11 protein-coding genes are annotated in these 14,181 nt (G+C 72.2%); 2 read left to right on the forward strand and 9 right to left on the reverse strand.

Annotated elements, in window-relative coordinates:
* Positions 1 to 75: 75 nt before the first annotated feature.
* Genes ABZX85_RS29095 through ABZX85_RS29110 form a run of 4 tightly spaced genes read right to left on the reverse strand, consistent with a single transcriptional unit; the run spans position 76 to position 4,034 of the window.
* Positions 76 to 1,242 (reverse strand): thiolase domain-containing protein, encoded by a 1,167-nt coding sequence (locus tag ABZX85_RS29095; RefSeq protein ID WP_355874654.1) that lies wholly within the window; start codon positions 1,240 to 1,242, stop codon positions 76 to 78.
* Entirely contained in the window at positions 1,239 to 2,288 is a 1,050-nt protein-coding gene (locus ABZX85_RS29100; protein ID WP_355874656.1) for a thiolase domain-containing protein, read from the reverse strand. The genes ABZX85_RS29095 and ABZX85_RS29100 overlap by 4 nt, the downstream gene beginning before the upstream one ends.
* Positions 2,285 to 3,217, reverse strand: a complete 933-nt coding sequence (locus tag ABZX85_RS29105; protein ID WP_355874658.1) for an OB-fold domain-containing protein — start codon at positions 3,215 to 3,217, stop codon at positions 2,285 to 2,287. Before ABZX85_RS29105 ends, ABZX85_RS29100 begins: the two co-directional genes overlap by 4 nt.
* Positions 3,218 to 3,233: 16 nt before the next feature.
* A complete protein-coding gene (locus ABZX85_RS29110; RefSeq protein WP_355874659.1) occupies positions 3,234 to 4,034 on the reverse strand; it encodes a crotonase/enoyl-CoA hydratase family protein in 801 nt (266 codons plus the stop codon).
* Positions 4,035 to 4,204: 170 nt separating this feature from the next.
* Here ABZX85_RS29110 and ABZX85_RS29115 point away from each other — a divergent pair, with 170 nt between their 5' ends.
* On the forward strand, positions 4,205 to 5,800 hold the full coding sequence (locus ABZX85_RS29115; RefSeq protein ID WP_355874661.1) for an acyl-CoA synthetase: 1,596 nt from the start codon (positions 4,205 to 4,207) through the stop codon (positions 5,798 to 5,800).
* A 21-nt stretch (positions 5,801 to 5,821) separates the two neighbouring features.
* Here the strand turns inward: ABZX85_RS29115 and ABZX85_RS29120 are convergent, their stop codons facing one another.
* Genes ABZX85_RS29120 through ABZX85_RS29130 form a run of 3 tightly spaced genes read right to left on the reverse strand, consistent with a single transcriptional unit; the run spans position 5,822 to position 8,911 of the window.
* Positions 5,822 to 6,502 carry an alpha/beta hydrolase gene (locus ABZX85_RS29120; protein ID WP_355874663.1) on the reverse strand — a complete coding sequence of 227 codons (681 nt, stop codon included), beginning with the start codon at positions 6,500 to 6,502 and terminating at the stop codon, positions 5,822 to 5,824.
* 37 nt (positions 6,503 to 6,539) lie between these two features.
* Positions 6,540 to 7,370, reverse strand: a complete 831-nt coding sequence (locus ABZX85_RS29125) for an alpha/beta hydrolase (RefSeq protein WP_355874665.1) — start codon at positions 7,368 to 7,370, stop codon at positions 6,540 to 6,542.
* 38 nt (positions 7,371 to 7,408) lie between these two features.
* Positions 7,409 to 8,911, reverse strand: a complete 1,503-nt coding sequence (locus ABZX85_RS29130; RefSeq protein WP_355874667.1) for an acyl-CoA synthetase — start codon at positions 8,909 to 8,911, stop codon at positions 7,409 to 7,411.
* Between the two features lie 237 nt (positions 8,912 to 9,148).
* Here ABZX85_RS29130 and ABZX85_RS29135 point away from each other — a divergent pair, with 237 nt between their 5' ends.
* On the forward strand, positions 9,149 to 11,533 hold the full coding sequence (locus tag ABZX85_RS29135) for a penicillin acylase family protein (RefSeq protein WP_355874670.1): 2,385 nt from the start codon (positions 9,149 to 9,151) through the stop codon (positions 11,531 to 11,533).
* On the opposite strand, the gene ABZX85_RS29140 is transcribed toward ABZX85_RS29135, so the two are convergent.
* Positions 11,498 to 13,057, reverse strand: a complete 1,560-nt coding sequence (locus tag ABZX85_RS29140) for an acyl-CoA synthetase (protein WP_355874673.1) — start codon at positions 13,055 to 13,057, stop codon at positions 11,498 to 11,500. The two genes, ABZX85_RS29135 and ABZX85_RS29140, sit on opposite strands and share 36 nt — an antisense overlap.
* Entirely contained in the window at positions 13,054 to 14,163 is a 1,110-nt protein-coding gene (locus tag ABZX85_RS29145) for a nitronate monooxygenase (protein WP_355874676.1), read from the reverse strand. Before ABZX85_RS29145 ends, ABZX85_RS29140 begins: the two co-directional genes overlap by 4 nt.
* Between the last annotated feature and the right edge of the window lie 18 nt (positions 14,164 to 14,181).

The raw sequence follows: 14,181 nt of genomic DNA on the forward strand, positions 1-14,181 counted from the left end.
CTCCCGGTTCCGTCGTCCGCGGGTCAGCCTATCCATCGCCACCGGGGGCCCGACAGGGCACGTCGGACGTACCTTTCAGGAGCCGGGCGCCTCGGCGCCCACGAGCCACATCGAGAAGAACTGCGAGCCGCCGCCGTAGGCGTGCCCGAGGACCTTGCGGGCGCCGTCCACCTGGTGTTCCCCGGCGAGGCCCCGGACCTGGAGGGCGGCCTCGGCGAACCGGATCATGCCGGAGGCGCCGATGGGGTTGGTGGACAGGACGCCGCCGGACATGTCGACGGGGAGGTCGCCGCCCAGTTCGGTGACCCCGGACTCGGTGAGCTTCCAGCCCTCGCCCTCGTCGGCGAAGCCGAGGTTCTCCAGCCACATCGGCTCGTACCAGGAGAACGGCACGTACATCTCGACGGCGTCGATCTCCCGGCGCGGGTCGGTGATCCCTGCCTGCCGGTAGACGTCGGCGGCGCAGTCCTTGCCGGCCTGCGGGGACACCGCGTCCTTGCCCGCGAACAGGGTCGGTTCGCTGCGCATCGCGCCGCCGAGCATCCAGGCGGGCGGCCGGGGCGAACGGGCGGCTCCCGCCCGGTCGGTGAGGATCATCGCGCAGGCCCCGTCGGAGGAGGGGCAGGTCTCGGAGTAGCGGATCGGGTCCCACAGCATGGGCGAGGACTGCACCTTGTCGAGGGTGATGTCGTGCTCGTGGAGGTGCGCGTAGGGGTTCTTGAGGGCGTTGCGGCGGTCCTTGTAGGCGACGAGGGAGCCGATGGTGTCGGGGGCGCCGCTGCGCCGGATGTAGGCGCGGACGTGCGGGGCGAAGAAGCCGCCCGCGCCGGCGAGGAGGGGCTGCTGGAAGGGGATCGGCAGGGACAGGCCCCACATCGCGTTGGACTCGGACTGCTTCTCGAACGCCAGGGTGAGGACGGTCGTGTGGACCCGGGAGGCGACGAGGCTCGCCGCCACGAGGGCGGTCGACCCGCCGACGCTGCCGGCGGTGTGCACGCGCATCATGGGCTTCCCGACGGCGCCGAGCGCGTCCGCGAGGTACAGCTCGGGCATCATGACGCCCTCGAAGAAGTCGGGGGCCTTGCCGATGACGACGGCGTCGACGTCGGCCCACGTCAACTCGGCGTCCCCCAGGGCCTCCTGGGCTGCCTCGCGGACGAGTCCGGCGAGGGAGACGTCCCTGCGGGCGGCGACGTGCCGGGTCTGGCCGACGCCGACGACGGCCACGGGTTCCTTGCTCATCGCGGGTCCCCTTCCAGGACGGCGACCAGGTTCTGCTGGAGGCAGGGCCCGGAGGTGGCGTGGGCGAGCGCCCGGTCGGCCTCGCCCCGGTGCACGCGGGTCGCGGCCTCGCCGATCCGGACGAGCCCGGCGGCCATCACGGGGTTGGAGGCGAGCGCGCCGCCGGAGAGGTTGACGCGGACGCTGTCGTCGAGCTTGAGCGCCTTGCGCAGGACGACCTCCTGGGAGCTGAAGGGCGCATGCAGCTCGGCGGTGTCGACGGGCCGTTCGAAGGCGCCGGCCTTCTCGGCGGCCAGGCGGGTCGACGGGGAGTCGGTCAGGTCGCGCACGCCGAGGGAGTGGGCCTCGATGCGGTGGTCGATGCCGCGTATCCAGGCCGGCCGGTCGCACAGTTCCCGAGCCCGGTCCCCGGCGGCGAGGATCACGGCCGCCGCCCCGTCGCCGACCGGCGGACAGTCGCCGTGCCGCAGCGGCGCGACCACGTACTCGCCCTGCGGATGAGCGCCCCGTTGCTGTGCGTGGGGGTTCAGCGTGGCCGCGCGCCTGCTGCGGGCGGCGATCGCCGCGAGTTCACGTTCGTCGGTGTCGCCCGCGTCGATGAGGGCCTGCGCCTGGAGGGCGGCGAGGGCGACGGAGTCGGGCCACAGGGGGGCGACGTAGTACGGGTCGAGCTGGCGGGTCAGGACGTCGCGGAGGTGTCCGGGCGAGGACTTGCCGTACGAGTAGACGAGCGCCGTGTCCGCGTCCCCCGTACGGAGTTTGACCCACGCCTCGTACAGGGCCCAGGCGCCGTCCATCTCGACGTGGGACTCGGAGATCGGCGGCCAGGCGCCGACGCCGTCGAGGGCGAGGGTGAAGGAGAAGGCGCGGCCCGCGAGGTAGTCGGAGGAGCCGGAGCAGGTGAAGCCGATGTCGGCCGTCTGGAGGCCGGTGCGGTGCAGGACGTCGTGCAGGACCGGCATCAGCATCTCGACCTCGGACGACTCCTCGGTGGTGCGCCGGACGTCGCTCTGGGCGAAGGCGACGACCGCGATGTCCCGGGTCACAGCAGCTCCTTGTACGTGTCGTAGTCGGCGTCGGGTTCGCCGGTCGGCCGGTAGTGGTCGGGGTAGCGGGCGCCTTCCGTCCAGACGGGTTCGACGCGCAGGCCCATGCGGACCTGGTCGTAGGGGATGCCGGCGATGCGGCCGTGCAGGGCGAGGTCGGCGCCGTCGAGGGCGATGTGGCCGTAGATGTAGGGGACTTCGATGTCCAGGTTCTTCGCCTTGATGTTGACGACGCAGAAAGTGGTGACCGTGCCGGCGGGGCCGACCTCGACCTGTTCGGCGGTGGCGACGCCGCAGGTGGGGCAGGCGCCGCGCGGGGGGACGTACACCTTGCGGCAGCGGGGGCAGCGTTCGCCGACCGTGCGCTGTTCGGAGAGGGCGGCGATGTACGCGGTCTGGGCGCGGCCGGGCGAGTAGGTGTAGTCGAGGCGGGCGGGGGCGACGATGCCGGTGACCGGGTTCTCGGCCTCGCCCGCGTGGGCGGCGACCACGGACTCGTCGCTGTCGTCGGGCTCGAAGCAGGCGATGTCGGTGATGGCGCCGGTGCGTTCCGCGGCCCAGCGGATTCGGACGCGCATGCCGCTGTGCACGGCGTCGGGGCCGGGGGCGTCGAGGGCGTGCAGGAGGGTGGTGTCGGCCTGGTCCAGTTTCACCAGGACCCAGGCGAAGGGCGTGTCGAGCGGCTGGCCGCGGCGGGGGGCGGGGTTCCAGGCCCAGGTGGTGACGGTGCCGGTGAGGCCGACGTGGACGAGGTCGCGGATCTCCTCGGCGGTGACGGGGTCGTACTCGACCGGCGGGACGAGGGTGCGGCCGTCCCGGGTCCGCACCCCGAGGACGTAGCCGTCGCGCAGCCCCGTGAGGAAGGCGCTCTGGACGGGGCCGAGGGAGCGGGTGAAGGGGAACTCGACGACGAGCGGTGCCTTGAGCACGGTGTTGCTCCTTCGGTCAGGCCCGCTTGTAGACGGGGGCGCGTTTCTCGGCGAAGGCGCGGGTGCCTTCCTTGGCGTCTTCCGTCGCGAACACCGGCCAGCCGCGCTTGAGTTCGGCGGCGAGCCCCTCGGCCTCGGTGAGTTCGGCGCTCTCGTACACGGACGCCTTGACGGCCTCGACGGCGAGCGGGCCGCAGGCGTTGACCTGTTCGGCGATCTCCAGGGCCTTGTCGAGGGCGGTGCCGTCGGGGACGACGTGGCCGACGAGGCCGATCGCGGCGGCTTCGGGAGCGGTGTAGGCGCGGCCGGTGAGGAGCATCTCCAGGGCGTGGGTGCGGGGGATCTGCCGCTGGAGGCGGACCGTGGAGCCGCCGATGGGGAAGAGGCCGCGTCTCACCTCGTACAGGCCGAAGGTCGCGGACTCGCCGGCGACGCGGATGTCGGTGCCCTGGAGCATCTCCGTGCCGCCCGCGACGCAGTGGCCCTCGACGGCGGCGATGACCGGTTTGCGGGGGCGGTGGTGGCGGAGCATCGCCTTCCAGTGCAGGTCGGGGTCGGCGTCGAGGCGGTGGCGGTAGTGCTCGCCGTCGATGCCCTTGCCCGCGAGGGCCTTGAGGTCCATGCCGGCGCAGAAGGTGCCGCCGGCGCCGGTGAAGACGATCGAGCGGACGGTGTCGTCCTCGTCGGCCTCGATCCAGCCGTCGTAGAGGCCGACCAGCATGGGCAGCGAGAGGGCGTTCTTCGCTTCGGGCCGGTTGAGCGTGAGGACGAGGGTGGCACCCTCGCGCCGGACTGTGAGGTGTTCGGTACCGCTCATGGGCGCTCTCCCCTCCTGAGCCTTGGGGGGAACAGGTTGCAGGAGGCAGGTGGGCACTTCAAGGGGCGACCGGCGACTTTCTGACAGTCAGTCAGATTTCTCTGCCGTGAGCCTTCCCAGTTGCCGCCCCCTTTGCTCTGATGACCGGCGAGCCGAGGTGAGGAGGACCGGTGGAGTACAACCTTGCCGACCTGTTCGAGTCGGTCGTGGACGCCGTGCCCGACCGCGAGGCACTCGTGTACGTCGACCATCCGGGCACCGGCGCCGAACAGCGGCTCACCTACGCCGAGCTGGACGCCGCCGCGAACCGGATCGGCCATCACCTGCTGGCGCGGGGCGTCCGGCCCGGCGAGCATGTCGGGCTGCATCTGTACAACGGGGTGGAGTATCTCCAGACGGTGCTGGGGTGCCTGAAGGCGCGGCTGGTGCCGGTGAACGTCAACTACCGGTACGTCGAGGACGAGTTGGTGTACCTGTACCGGGACGCCGATCTCGTCGCTCTGGTCTTCGACGGGGAGTTCGAGGACCGGGTGCGGGCGGTGCTGCCCAGGGTGCCGGGGCTGCGGGAGCTGCTCCGCGTCGGGGAGGGCGGGCTGGGGACCGGGTTCGGCGAGGCCGAGGGGTCGGCGGAGCGCGGGTTCGCGGCACGGTCGGCGGACGACGTGTTCATCATCTACACCGGGGGCACGACCGGGATGCCCAAGGGGGTGATGTGGCGTCAGGAGGACCTGTTCTTCTCGGGGATGGGCGGGGGCGCGCCGACCGGGGAGCCGGTGAAGAAGCCGGAGGAGCTGGCCGAGCGGGTGGCCGCCGGGGGCGCGGGGATCACCTTCTTCCCCACTCCCCCGCTGATGCACGGCACCTCGACCCTCACCGCGTTCATCGGCTTCAACTTCGGCCAACGGGTCGTCCTGCACCGCAAGTTCGTGCCGGAGGAGGTGCTGCGGACGATCGCCGCGGAGCAGGTCAACGCGGTCTCCCTGGTCGGGGACGCGATGCTCCGCCCGCTGATCGACGCCCTCGAAGGCCCCCTCAGGGGCACCGACTGCTCGTCCCTGTTCAGCGTCTCGTCCTCCGGCGCGATCCTCTCCGACACGGTCGCCCGCCGGTTCCGCGAACTCCTCCCGAACACGGTGCTGCTGAACAACTTCGGCTCCTCCGAGTCCGGCTTCAACGGCACCGCCACCGCCGACTCGGGACCGGACCGGGGCTTCCGGGTGAAGGTCAACTCCCGGACCCGCGTGGTCGATCCGGCGACCCTCGAACCCACCGCCCCCGGCGAGGTGGGCCGGGTCGCACAGCGCGGCCACGTCCCCCTCGGCTACTACAACGACCCCGCGAAAACCGCCGAGACGTTCTTCGAGCTCGACGGCGACCGCTGGGTGCTGCTCGGCGACATGGCGACCGTCGACGAGGACGGCGTCGTCGTGGTCCTCGGCCGCGGCTCGCAGTGCATCAACACGGGCGGCGAGAAGGTGTACCCGGAGGAGGTCGAACAGGCCCTCAAGTCCCACCCCGACGTGTACGACGCCCTCGTCGCCGGGGTCCCCGATCCGACCTGGGGCAACCATGTCGCGGCGGTCGTCCAACTCCGTTCGGGCGCCGCCGAGTTGTCCTTGGACGACGTCCAGAGCCACTGCCGTGCGAGCCTCGCCGGGTACAAGGTGCCGCGCCAGCTGGTGATCGCGGAGACGATCCGGCGGTCACCGAGCGGGAAGGCGGACTACCGGTGGGCGCGGGAGGTGGCGGTGGAGGCGGACCGGTGACGGCCCCTCGGGGAACGCCCGTCAGCTCAGGAACCCCTCCACGTGGACGAGGAACTCCTGCGGCCGGTTCGCGTGCACCAAGTGTCCGGCGTCCACGGTGACATGGCGGACGTCGGGCAGCAGCCCGGCCAGCTCGGCGACCTGCTCCTGCGGGATGGGGCTGCCCGGTCCGCCCCCGATCAGCAGCGTCGGCGCGGTGATCCGTACGGCGCCCGCCCGCCACGCCGGGTCGGGGGCGTTGCGCTGGGCGTCGGTCGCGGTGATCATCGCCCAGTCGTACGGCAGCTCGCCCGGGGGCCGTTCGGCGGGTGGGCGGGGCGGGTCGAGGGGGATCGTCACGGGCACGTCCTCCAGCACGAGCCGCCTTACGTGGCCGGGGTGTTCCTGGGCGAGGAGGCAGGCGACGATGCCGCCCAGGGAGTGGCCGATGACGTCGGGGCGGGTGAGGCCGAGGGTGGTCAGGTAGGCGTGGACGTCGTCGCGCATCGCCTCGTACCCGTACTCCCCCGGCCAGTCGCTGTGCCCGTGTCCGCGCAGGTCCGGGGCGTACACGCGGCGTGGTCCGGCGGCCAGCCGTTCAGCCACCCGGGTCCAGTCCGCGCCGTCGAGGCCGCGGGCGTGCAGCAGGACGACGGGCGGCGCGGTCTCGGGGCCCCAGGTGCGGTGGGCGAGGGTGATGCCGCCCGCTTCGACAGTGTCCATGCCGGGAGGCTAGCGGCGGGCGGCGGGGGCGGTGGGGTCACTCTGCCGACCGCAGAAAGGTGTTGACGCGGTGGACGAACCAGTGGGGGTCGTCGAGCCAGGGGTAGTGTCCGGCGCCGGGCTGGACGGCGAGTTCCGCGTGCGGGAGGAGGGCCGCCGTGCGTTCGGCGAGGGCCGGGTCGAGTTCTCCGGCGAGGACGAGGACGGGTGCGGTGAGGCGGGCGAGTGCCCGCAGCGTGGCCGGCGGGTCGTAGGCGCCGTCCGCGTGGAACAGGTCGCAGGCTTCGTCGTTGATCCCGGCGTCCATGACCGCGAGGTGGGTGCGGGCCGCGTCGTCCCAGCGGCCGTAGAAGAAGCCGCCGAACTCCGACAGGGCGAGGTCGGCGCCGTCCAGCCACGCCTCGTACGCCGGGTGCGCCTCGCCGTACCAGCTCTCCCGCGCGCGCAGCAGGGCGGCGGCGCGGCGGTCGTCGTCGGTGACCGTGAGGCCGAGGGCGCGGGGTGTCGAGGTGATCAGGGCGAGGCGCCGGACGCGCTCCGGGTGCCGTGCCGCGTACAGCAGCGCGAGGCTGCCTGCCGCCGAGTGCGCCAGCAGGTCCGTGCGGTCCAGGCCCAGGTGGCCGCGGAGCGCCTCCACGTCGTCGACCTGCCGGTCGCAGCGGTACGTCGCCGGGTCGGCGGGTGTCGCGGAGGCGCCGGTGCCCCGTGGGTCGAGGAGGATCAGGGTGCGGTGGGCGGTGAGCCCGCCGAGGTCTCCGAGGTAGGCGGAGGAGGTCATGGGGCCGCCGGGGAGGGCGATCAGGGGTTCGCCCTCGCCCCTTGCGTGGTAGGCGAGTTCGGTCCCGTCGGGTGCGGTGAAGATCGGCATGGGGCCGATCCTCTCCTCTCGCCGCCGGGTCGTGGACCTCAGGCCCCGGTGAAGCGGTCCCGCAGCTCGCGTTTGAGGATCTTTCCGCTGGCGTTGCGCGGCAGGATGTCCACGAAGACGATCCGCTTGGGTGCCTTGAAGTGGTCGAGCTTCTCCCGGGCGTGGTCGAGGAGTTCGGCCTCGGTGACGTCTCCTCGCGGGACGACGACCGCGGTGATCGCCTCGATCCACTTCTCGTCGGGCAGGCCGATCACGGCGGCCTCGGCGACGCCCTCGTGGGTGTAGAGGGCGTCCTCGACCTGCCGTGAGGCGACGAGGACGCCACCGGTGTTGATGACGTCCTTCACCCGGTCGACGATCGTGTAGAAGCCGTGCGCGTCCCGGACGGCGAGGTCTCCGGAGCGGAACCAGCCGTCGCGGAACGCGTCGGCGGTCTCCTCGGGCTTCTCCCAGTATCCGTCGCAGAGTTGGGGCGAGCGGTAGACGATCTCGCCGGCCGTCCCGTCCTCGACCTCCTCGCCGCTCTCGTCGACGACCTTCGCGTCGACGAACAGCACGGTCCGCCCGCAGGAGTCCATCCGGCCCCGGTGCTCGTCCGGGGCGAGGACCATGGCGAGCGGGCCGATCTCGCTCTGCCCGAAGCAGTTGTAGAACTTGAGCTTCGGGAGCCGTTCCTTCAGCCGCTCCAGCACCGGGACCGGCATGACCGACGCCCCGTAGTACGCCTTCCGCAGCCCGCCGAGGTCCCGGTCCGGGAAGTCCGGGCGGTTGGCGAGGGCGATCCACACCGTGGGCGGCGCGAAGAGGCTGTCCGCGCGGCCCGCCTCGATCAGTTCGAACAGGCGGTCCCCGTCGGGCGCGTCCAGGACGAGGTTCGTCGCGCCGACCGCGAGGTAGGGGAGCAGGAACACGTGCATCTGCGCGGAGTGGTACAGCGGCAGGGAGTGCACGGGCCGGTCGCCCGCGCTCAGGTCGAGGGCGGCGATCGCGCTCAGGTATTCGTGGACCAGCGCGCGGTGGGACATCATCGCGCCCTTGGGGAGGGCGGTCGTCCCGGACGTGTAGAGCAGTTGGACGAGGTCCTCCGCCTGCCCCTCCTCCCCGTCGTACGGCGCCGTCGTCGCCAGCAGGTCGAGGAGCGAGCCGTCGGTGTCCCTGAGCGGCAGCGTCCTGGTGCCGGCCGGGAGCCGGTCGGCGAGGGCGGGGTCGGTGAGGACGAGGGTGCTGCCGGACTGGGTGACGAGGTAGGCGAGGTCGTCGCCCGTGAGGTTGTGGTTCAGCGGGACGTGGACCAGGCCGGCGCGGGCGCAGGCGAGGAAGGCGATCAGGTAGGCGTCGGAGTTGTGGCCGTACGCGCCGACCCGGTCCCCCTTCTCCACTCCCTGGGCGAGGAGGGCCGCCGCCCCACGGGAGACCGCGTCGTCGAGCTCCTCGTAGGTCCAGGTGCGGTCGCGGTACTCCACCGCGACACGGGCCGGGGTGCGACGGGCGCTGCGGCGCAGGACCCCGTCGACCGTGGTGCTGGTCTGTCCGGACGTCATGGGGGTGATCCTGGGCGGGTGCCGTGCACGGGTCAAGTCGGGCCGCCGCCAGGCCGCTCGCCCGCCCACTCCGGTCCGGGTGGTGGTGGGCGCCCTCACGCATGCTCAGCGTGACCTGAGGTGCCGCGCCGCCCCGGCGTACCCCCGACACGCCCGCCCCGCCCCCGTTCCCCTGACGCGGCATTTACCCGTTGATAGTCTCAACGTCCCTTTCCATCAACGACGTTGGGAGGCACGATGCGTACCCGCCTCAGACGGCTGACCGTCGCGGCCGTGGCCCTGCTCACCGGGGTGACGGTGCTTCCGGCAGCCGCGGCCGAATCGCAGGGCCGCCAGGAGACGCTCTCCTCGGGCCGCTTATCCGCGGTGATCCGCTACACCGAGTACGGCATCCCGCACATCACCGCCAAGAGCTACCAGGACCTCGGCTTCGGCACCGGCTGGGCGCAGGCCGCGGACCAGGTGTGTGTGCTGGCCGACGGTTTCGTGACCGTCAGGGGTGAGCGGTCCCGCTACTTCGGTCCGGACGCGAAGACGGACCTCTCGCTCTCCTCGGCGACCACGAACCTGTCGAGCGACCTGTACTTCAAGGGCGTACGCGACGCCCGCACGGTCGAGAAGCTGCTCGCCGAACCGGCCCCGCGCGGCCCGTCCCGCCGGGCGAAGGACCTGATGGCCGGGTTCACGGCCGGATACAACGCCTGGCTGAGGCAGAACCGGATCACCGACCCGGCGTGCCGGGCCGCGTCCTGGGTCGGCCCGATCACCACCGTCGACGTCGCCGCCCGCTTCTACGCCCTGTCGGTCCTCGGCGGCCACGGCGGCAACGTCGACAGCATCACGGCGGCCCAGCCGCCCACGGCGAACTCCCCACAGGCGAAGGCCGATCCGCGGGCCGTGATCCGCGCGGTCGAGCAGCACGCCGCCGACGCCTCGATGGGCTCGAACGCGGTCGCGTTCCGCGGCGACACCACGGCGAACGGCCGCGGCCTGCTGCTCGGCAACCCGCACTACCCCTGGCAGGGCGGACGCCGCTTCTGGCAGTCGCACCAGACGATCCCGGGGCAACTGGACGTCGCGGGCGGCTCGTTGCTCGGTCTGCCGACAATCTCCATCGGCTACAACGCGCAGGTCGCCTGGAGCCACACCGTCTCGACGGGCGTCCCCTTCAACCTGACCCAGCTCGCCCTGGACCCGTCCGACCCGACGGTCTACCTGGTCGACGGCAGGCCGGAGCGGATGCTCAAGCGCACGGTCACCGTCCCCGTCAAGGACGGCACGCCCGTCACCCGTACCCAGTGGTGGACCCGGTACGGCCCGGTCGTCGCCCCCACCGGTGCCGGGCTCCCGATGCCGTGGACCACGACGACGGCGTTCGCGCTGAACGACCCGAACGCGGCCAACCTGCGGTTCGCGGACACCTCGCTGGGCTTCAGCACGGCGCGTGACACGGCCGGGATCGCCGCGTCCCTCGCCCGCCACCAGGGCCTGCCGTGGGTCAACACGGTCGCCGCCGACTCCTCCGGGCACACCCTGTACACCCAGTCGCAGGTGCTCCCCCGGATCACGAACGACCTCGCCGCGACCTGCTCCACGCCGCTCGGCTCGGCGACGTACCCGGCGGCCGGGCTCGCCGTCCTCGACGGGTCGCGTGCCGCGTGCGCGCCGGGGGACGACCCCGACGCCGTGCAGCCCGGGATCTTCGGCCCGGCGAAGATGCCGACGCTGAAGGACGCGCCGTACGTGGAGAACTCCAACGACAGCCCGTGGCTCGCCAACGCCGATCAGCCGCTGACCGGTTACGAGCGGATCTTCGGGACGATCGGCACGCAGCGCGGGCTGCGGACCCGGGGCGCGCTCCAGGACGTGGCGGCGCTCGCGGAGCGCGGGCGGCTGACCGTGCGGGACCTCCAGGCGCAGCAGTTCGCGAATCGGGCCACGGCCGGTGACCTGGCGGCGGCCGACGCCGCGAAGGGCTGCGCGGCGCTGCCCGGCGGGACGGCCACGGGCAGCAACGGGACGGCCGTCGACGTGTCGGAGGCGTGCGGGGTGCTGGCGGCCTGGGACCGGACGATGAACACCGGCAGCGAGGGGGCGCTGCTCTTCGACCGGTTCTGGCGGAAGCTTCCGGCCCAGCGCTGGAAGGTGCCGTTCTCGGCGGCCGATCCGCTGCGCACGCCGAACACCCTCGACACCGGCAGTGCGGGTTTCACCGCGGCTCTCGCGGACGCGGTGAGCGAGCTGCGGGCGGCGGGGATTCCGCTCGGCGCGCCGCTCGGGGAGCACCAGTTCGTCGTACGGAACGGGAAGCGGATGCAGATCCCGGGCGGGACCGAGGCGCTGGGGGTGTGGAACAAGGTCGAGGGGGTGTGGAGTCCGGCTTCCGGCGGGTACTCCGAGGTGTCGATGGGGTCCAGTCACATCCAGGCGGTCGGCTGGGACGGGAGCGGGTGTCCGGTGGCGCGGACGCTGCTGTCGTACTCGCAGTCGTCGAACCCGAGTTCACCGCACTACGCGGACCAGACGCGCCTGTACTCGCAGGAGCGGTGGGTGACGGCGCGGTTCTGCGAGAAGGACGTGAAGGCGTCACCCGTCCTTCGGGTGGTCCGCGTCCACTCCTGAGTCCGCCCAGTACGGCTCCCTCAGCCGGCGTTTGTACAGCTTGCCGTTGGGGTCGCGGGGCATCTCGGTGATGAAGTCGATGCTCCTGGGCCGTTTGTAGCCGGCGAGCCGTTCGGCGCAGTGGGCGAGGAGGGAGGCGGTCAGCTCCGGTCCCGGGGTGAATCCCTGGGCCGGTTCGACGACCGCCTTGACCTCCTCGCCCCAGTCGTCGTGGGGTATCCCGAAGGCGGCGGCGTCGGCGACGGCGGGGTGGGCGAGGAGGGCGGCCTCGATCTCGGCGGGGTAGATGTTGACGCCGCCGGAGATGACGAGGTCGATCTTCCGGTCGCGCAGGAACAGGTAGCCGTCCTCGTCGAGGAGTCCGAGGTCGCCGACGGTGAAGAAGTCGCCGATGCGGTTCTTGCGGGTCTTCTGTTCGTCCTTGTGGTAGGCGAACCCGCCCGTGTTCATCTTCAGGTAGACCGTGCCGAGCTGTCCGGGCGGGAGCCGGTTGCCGTCGTCGTCGAAGATCGCCAGCTCGCTGATGGGCCAGGCTTTCCCGACCGTGCCGGGTTTCTTCAGCCAGTCCTCGGCGGTGGCGAACGCCCCGCCGCCCTCGCTGGCCGCGTAGTACTCCTCGACGCAGTTCCCCCACCAGTCGATCATCGCCCGTTTGACGTGGTCGGGGCAGGGGGCGGCGCCGTGGATGGCGTGCCGCATGGACGACACGTCGTAGCGGCGGCGGACGTCCTCGGGGAGGGCGAGGAGGCGGTGGAACTGGGTGGGCACCATGTGGGTGTGCGTGCACCTGTGACGGTCGATCAGCCGGAGCATCTCCTGCGGCGTCCACTTGTCCATCATGGCGAGCCGGTGCCCGATGTGCAGGGACGCGCCCGCGAACTGGAGGACGGCCGTGTGGTAGAGCGGCGAGCACACGAGGTGCACGTTGTCGTCGAAGGGGCGGATGCCGAAGATGCCCAGGAAGCCGCCGAGGTAGGTCTCCTCGGGGAGTTTCCCGGGGAGCGGGCGGCGGATGCCCCGGGGGCGTCCCGTCGTCCCGGACGTGTAGTTCATGACCCAGCCGAGCGTGCGGTCCTCGGGCGCCGACTCGGGCTGTCCGTCGAGGAGTTCGGCGTACGGGCGGAAGCCGTCGATGTCGCCGACGGCGTACCGGTGGTCCCCGGGGAGTCCGGCCTCGTCGGCGGCGCGGGCCGCGTCCGGGGCGAACCGTTCGTGGGCGATGAGCACCTTGGCGCCGGAGTCGGCGACGATCCACGCGATCTCGGGGGCGACGAAGTGGTGGTTGACCGGGACGAGATAGAAGCCCGCCTGTGTGGCGGCGAGGTAGGCGGCGAGGAACTCCGGGGAGTTGGGCAGGACGACGGCGAAGGCGTCGCCGCGCTCGAGTCCGGCGGCGCGCAGGCCGTGGACGAGCCGGTTGGTCTCGGCGTGGAGGCGTCCGGCGGTCCACTCCTCGCCGTCGGGGGCGACCAGGACGACCCGCTCGGGGTGTTCGGTGGCCTGGGCCCAGAATCCGCTGCTCATCGAAGGCTCCTTCCGGCGATGCGGTTCATCCGGTCCACGGCCTTCTCGAAACCGCGTGTGAGGTCGTCGACGACCGCCTGGACGCTGCGGACCTCGGTCATCCGGCCGACGATCTGCCCGACGGGGGTGCCGAGGAGGGGTTCGACCTCGTACTTCTGGATGCGGGAGAGGGCTTCGGCGACCAGGAGTCCCTGGAGGGGCATGGGGAGGGTGCCGGGGCCGTCCGGGTCGTCCCAGGCGTCGGTCCACTCGGTGCGCAGCTGGCGGGCCGGTTTCCCGGTGAGGGCGCGGGAGCGGACGGTGTCGCCGGACCCGGCGGCGAGGAGTTTGCGGGTGACGGCCGTGGAGTGCATGTCGGCCTCGGAGGTGGTGAGCCAGATCGAGCCGAGCCAGGCGCCCTGGGCGCCGAGGGCGAGCGCGGCGGCCACCTGGGCGCCGCTGCCGATGCCTCCGGCGGCCAGCACCGGCAGCGGGTCGACGGCCTCGACGACCTCCGGGGTCAGGACCATGGAGGCGATCTCGCCCGTGTGCCCGCCTGCCTCGTAGCCCTGGGCGACGACGATGTCGATGCCCGCGTCCTTGTGCTTGAGCGCGTGCCGGGCGCTTCCGGCGAGCGCGGCGACCTTGACGTCCTGGGCGTGCGCGCGGGCGACGACGTCGGCCGGGGGCGATCCGAGCGCGTTGGCGAGGAGTCTGATCGGGTAGTCGAAGGCGACGTCGAGCTGGGTGCGGGCGACCTGTTCCATCCAGCCGGTGATCCGCCAGCCGGACGCCTCCCCCTCGGCGAGTTCGGGCACGCCGTGTTTGGCGAGGGTCTCGCGCACGAACCGCCGGTGCCCGTCGGGGATCATCGCCTCGACGTCGGCCTCGGTCACCCCCTCGACCTTCTTCGCGGGCATGACGACGTCCAGTCCGTACGGCCGCCCGTCCACGTGCGCGTCGAGCCAGTCCAGGTCGCGTTTGAGGTCGTCGGGGGCGGTGTAGCGGACCGCGCCGAGCACGCCGAACCCGCCGGCCCGGCTGAGCGCCGCGGCGACGGCGGGGAACGGCGTGAAGCCGAAAAGGGCGTGCTCGACTCCCAGTTGGTTGCTCAGCTCCGTCTGCATGTCGCGCAGGATGCCGCA

This window comes from Streptomyces sp. NPDC004539, assembly GCF_040610055.1.
Classification (GTDB): Bacteria; Actinomycetota; Actinomycetes; order Streptomycetales; family Streptomycetaceae; genus Streptomyces.

Coding starts and splice junctions, on each gene's coding strand:
- ABZX85_RS29095 (WP_355874654.1), bottom strand. CDS start 1,242: ATGAGCAAGGAACCCGTGGCCGTCGTCGGCGTCGGCCAGACCCGGCAC.
- ABZX85_RS29110 (WP_355874659.1), bottom strand. CDS start 4,034: ATGAGCGGTACCGAACACCTCACAGTCCGGCGCGAGGGTGCCACCCTC.
- ABZX85_RS29120 (WP_355874663.1), bottom strand. CDS start 6,502: ATGGACACTGTCGAAGCGGGCGGCATCACCCTCGCCCACCGCACCTGG.
- ABZX85_RS29125 (WP_355874665.1), bottom strand. CDS start 7,370: ATGCCGATCTTCACCGCACCCGACGGGACCGAACTCGCCTACCACGCA.
- ABZX85_RS29130 (WP_355874667.1), bottom strand. CDS start 8,911: ATGACGTCCGGACAGACCAGCACCACGGTCGACGGGGTCCTGCGCCGC.
- ABZX85_RS29135 (WP_355874670.1), top strand. CDS start 9,149: ATGCGTACCCGCCTCAGACGGCTGACCGTCGCGGCCGTGGCCCTGCTC.
- ABZX85_RS29140 (WP_355874673.1), bottom strand. CDS start 13,057: ATGAGCAGCGGATTCTGGGCCCAGGCCACCGAACACCCCGAGCGGGTC.
- ABZX85_RS29145 (WP_355874676.1), bottom strand. CDS start 14,163: ATGCAGACGGAGCTGAGCAACCAACTGGGAGTCGAGCACGCCCTTTTC.